General features: G+C 39.3%; 4 protein-coding genes. 2 read left to right on the forward strand and 2 right to left on the reverse strand.

What is annotated here, in order from left to right:
- Positions 1 to 2696 (reverse strand): PKD domain-containing protein (locus tag NZ519_12205; protein ID MCS7029516.1); only part of this gene is annotated, 2696 nt, incomplete at its 3' end.
- Between the two features lie 158 nt (positions 2697 to 2854).
- On the opposite strand from NZ519_12205, the gene NZ519_12210 reads away from it, so the two are divergent.
- Both NZ519_12210 and NZ519_12215 read left to right on the forward strand, forming a co-directional pair.
- Complete coding sequence (locus NZ519_12210) at positions 2855 to 3250, forward strand: HIT family protein (GenBank protein ID MCS7029517.1); 396 nt, start codon at positions 2855 to 2857, stop codon at positions 3248 to 3250.
- Positions 3251 to 3286: 36 nt separating this feature from the next.
- On the forward strand, positions 3287 to 4621 hold the full coding sequence (locus NZ519_12215) for a DUF5103 domain-containing protein (protein ID MCS7029518.1): 1335 nt from the start codon (positions 3287 to 3289) through the stop codon (positions 4619 to 4621).
- Here NZ519_12215 and NZ519_12220 read toward each other — a convergent pair.
- Positions 4555 to 4797 (reverse strand): hypothetical protein (locus NZ519_12220; protein ID MCS7029519.1); only part of this gene is annotated, 243 nt, incomplete at its 5' end. The genes NZ519_12215 and NZ519_12220 overlap by 67 nt on opposite strands.

Genomic DNA, 4797 nt, shown 5'->3' on the forward strand with positions numbered 1-4797 from the left:
GCATTACTAGCGCTGACAAAACCATTTTTGCCTGGAATAGTAGAGTTTCCACGTTCCCACGTTACATTACTGATGGGCATTCCACAGGGTGTAGGACCGCCGTTATCTTTAAGATTTTGCGCTCCAAAGTCATTTACGTTTACTTCAAAATTTCCTCCATCTGCGAGTAAGTAAGGTACAGCTCTGTCAGGTAAAACTTGAATGTAGTTGGTTACAGATTTAGTACAGCCAGGACACCCTCCATTGATAGTGAGTGTAACAGTGTAAAACCCTGGAGCCGTGTAAGCCTTAACAGGATTAGCTGCTGTAGAGGTAGTTGCGTCGCCAAAATTCCATAGGTAGGAAGTAGCTTTTGCAGAAGTACTAATAAAGTTAATAGGTTGTCCTACATAAGCTACCCGAGTATTGGAAGTAAAGTCTGCGGTAGGATCCATAAATATATCTGTGGTAAATAAACCTCTACCATGTGTAGATGCCACCACCAACTTGTCAGATGCTCTCATTTTGAGCATAGTAACCCGAGTGTGTGCTAGACCTGTGTTGCTAGGTCCCCAAACTGTGGATGTACCATTGAGATTATCTGTAGTCCATACGCCGAGTTCAGTAGCAATCATAGCTTGGTCTGGGTTATTAGGATTAAATAAAGCCCACCATACAGGCATATCGGGTAGATTGCCCTCTACAGAAGTCCAAGTTGCTCCTCCATCAGTAGTTTCCCATACGCTATTTACTCCGTAGTTAGAATAGGTTACGAGCAAGTGATTATCGTTACCTGGTTCTACGGCAATACAAGAAACGCTAGTGCTTGGCATGCCTGCCCCACTATTGATATGTACTCCTGCTAATGATGTACCTGTATGTGCATTATCTACTCGGACTACTCTACCATTATTCAACCCAAAGAATACACGGTTAGGGGTATTTGTGTTTGCATTGATGTGAGTTACATCTCCTCCACCAAAAGCAGTTACAGTAACTACAGCATGGGTTGTACCTGTTTGTGGGTCTGTCCAGCGAACAAAATTACCTCCTGCGTTAGAGCAATACATGATATTAGCAACATTATCATAATCTGTGGGGTTAATAAAAGATGCTCCTGTGTTGCTAGAAAGGGATAGAGAGGTAAAAGTTTGTCCGCAGTTATTAGAGCGGAAATAGTTATTGTATACATAAGAAGTCCATTGGAATTGAGGTTGGTTTTGATCTATATGACAATATGCACCATCACCTCCCGTAACCTCAAATGTGGAGTTCATACCAGGTTGTGTAAATTGTTGTGAACCGTTGTCTTGTGAACCTGCTAGAAAGTAGTTGCTTCCTGCAATAGGTCCTGATGCGCAGGCATAAAATTGGGTTACATTGTAGCCTGAGTTTTTAGAGGTAATGGTAGGTATGGGTGCTGTACCATTAGTAGTTCTATAAACCCCTCCATCTGTACCAAAGTAAATTACATTAGGGTTACCAGGTTCAAAGTATATCCAATGTTGGTCTGCATGGACATATTGAAAGCCGAATCCACCGTACCAGTGAGAAATTTGTTGCCAAGTGTTGCATCCATCTGTACTTTTGAACAGATTAATTCCACCCACAAATACATGGTTTGGATTAGTAGGTGAAACTGCAATACAGAGGTCATACCAAGCTTGACCGCGTGAGAAGTCAGTAGCAGGTATAGTAGGGTCTGCATCATCAGGTTCTGTGCAGGTGGTCCATGTAGCACCGGCGTCAGTGCTGCGAAGTATACCATTAACTACATTAGCATTTTCAACTAAAGCATATACATAGTTAGGATTACTAGGAGCGCAGCCGATTTCTATACGATCAGCGGCAATAGGGATCGTGAGAGTAGTCCATGTAGCGCCATCAGTAGTAGACTTTCGTATGCCTCCTGCGGGCGTAGCATAGATATCCCCATTAGAGGCTTGTTGTACATCATAAATAAAACCTGTCAAGGGAGTAGTCCATGTAGCACCACCATCTGTAGAGCGGCGAAGACCATTATTAGTAGCCACTAAAACCGTATTAGCTTGGGTAACAATAATTCTTTGGCAACGAGTAAATCCTGTTGTACTAGGTAATAGATTCCATGTAACTCCCCCATCTGTAGATTTCCATACTCCTTGTCCTCGAGCTGCGTCAAGGTTTCCGTGTCCTTCACCTGTACAAAAGTACATTTCTAGGGGATTGTTGGGATTAGCTGCAATAGAAATAATAGCTAGGTTTTCAAAAAAATCGTTGATAGGTGTCCACACAGGATTAGGTACGGTAATGTCATTGGTTCTCCAAAGTCCCCCATTTACACCCGCGGCAAACACAGTTTTGCGGGTAGGATCGTTTGGATCTACTAAAATAGCGCGCGTTCTTCCTCCCACATTATTAGGTCCTCTTTCTACCCATTGTACGCCAGGTATAGCGGCACTAGTTTTCATGCTTGCGTTTTGTTTGCTTAGCTGCTGCGCGTAGAGATACGCCTGATATAAGCGTTCAGTAGGAGCGTAGCCTAACGCCGGGTCCTTAGTTAGCTCTTGGTATTGAAGCCAAGCCAAATCAGGGCGATCTTTTGTTTTAGCATCTTTATCTTCCTCAATTATTCCTTTCTTAGGTACTAGCAGGTAAAGTTGTGTATAGTAACGCAAACCTGCAACTGCTACTAAGAAGACTAATGATACCAGGGAAATATAAGTTTTACTTTTCATAAGCACACACCACTAATTTTTACTGTTTGCAAATATATTAAACAAACATATTAAAGTCAAAGAAAAAGTCTGTAATTCATACATAATTTTTTCTGTACCATAAATCATTCTTATTGAAATGCACTAAATGTAGAAATTACTGATTATATTTGCGCACTATGGCTTCTATTTTTACTAAAATTATTCAAGGTCAATTGCCTTGCTACAAAATTGCTGAAAATGAACACTGTATTAGCTTTTTAGACATACAGCCGATTGCAAGGGGACATACTCTAGTGGTTCCCAAAGTTGAAGTTGACTATATGTTTGATTTACCTGATAACGTATATGTAGAACTGCACCTTTTTGCAAAAAAAATAGCTGCAGCACTTAAAAAAGCAATACCTTGCCAAAGAATATGTACTGCAGTAGTTGGATTTGAAGTACCCCATACGCATATTCACCTTATTCCTGCCAATACCATACATGATGTTAATTTTACCAATCCTAGATTAAAGTTCACTCCTGATGAATATCAACGCATAGCAGCACAAATACAACAATATTTAGAGTAAAAACTTACAAACCGCGTTTTTCTTATTTTTGTAAATATGAGTCCCTACTTCAAGGTATTTTTAATGACAATCCTTGCGATATGCTCAAACTTTGTTTTGGCACAAAAAAAGAAGCGAAGTAATAACAATAATCCATCTACCACTACTAAACCTGTCAAAAAATTGCAATACAAAGATGCTGTTTATGAAAAAAACGTAAAAACTGTACAATTTTATCAAGATAACCAGCAGCTAACTTATCCCATTTTATTTCTCAACCAGCCTGGGCAGTTGACCTTAGAGTTTGATGTACTTAACGGTACAGCCGAAAATTTTTATGTTACGGTAGTGCATTGCACGCATGATTGGGAAGACTCTGGACTTATCCCAAACGAATACTTGACTAGTCTAAATAATGATATTATTGTCAATTTCAGAAGTTCGCTTAATACACTTACTCCATACATACATTACCAATATAGCTTTCCAAATGAAAATCTAGGCGTAAAACTACCTGGAAATTATCTTTTGAAGGTATTTCGTAACCAAGATGAGGATGATATCATCATTACACGGCGGTTTTTAGTATCTGACCAAACTGTTTTTGTAAGTGGTACGGTCAACATTGCTACGAGTGCAAGTCTTCGTAATCAAGCGCATCAGATAGATATGACTATCGGATTCAGCAAAATACGTAAAAAAATAATGTTCCCAGTACAAGACTTGAAAGTCAAAATCATGCAAAATCACCGTTGGGATAGAATGATAGAAGTTACTCGACCTACAATTATTTCAGATACTGCTTTTATTTACGATGGTTTTGCATCTAATCTTACTTTTGACGCCATTAACGAATTTAGGCGGGCGGATGTTCGTTCAATTACGCAATATAGTAACCAAGTAAGAAAAGTATATCAACAGGATAGCATGTTTTACACCGTTTTGTTTACGGATATACCTCGCAGTAAACAAAAATTTGTTACTTTTATTGATTTTAACGGTTTGTTTTACATTGACGTGCAGGGTCGAAGGGGAGACCCCGATATTGCTTGTGAATATCAAACTGTGATTTTTACCTTAAATAGCGAACCTATCCCAGATAGTGAGGTTTATATTGTAGGTGCGTTTACAGATTGGCAGCTGCGCCCCGAAAACAAAATGTATTATGACGAAATTACCCAAGTATATCAAGCTAAAATTTTGCTCAAACAAGGAATTTATGACTACTTGTATGTAGTTAAAAATTTGAAGGACAACACTGTTAATCATACCTTGATAGAAAACAATTATTCAGAATGTCAGAATTTTTACACTGTATTAGTGTACTATCGCCCCATTGGTGGGCGGGCAGATTTTTTAAGTGCTGTACAAATGTTACGCTTTGGTAGGTAGTATTTGAGAAAATAGCGCTTTTTTGAGGTATTTTGTAAGGTTTGTTTAATGTTCAATTGCAAATGGAAAGGTAGTGAGTTTTTGTTAAGGTTTTGAGGAATATTTTTTATTTTTTGGGCGTGCCCCTTGCTGACGCAAGGGTCGGGGCATTCCGCACTACGCTTCGCTTCGGTGCT

This window comes from Bacteroidia bacterium (assembly GCA_025056095.1).
GTDB lineage: Bacteria > Bacteroidota > Bacteroidia > JANWVE01 > JANWVE01 > JANWVE01.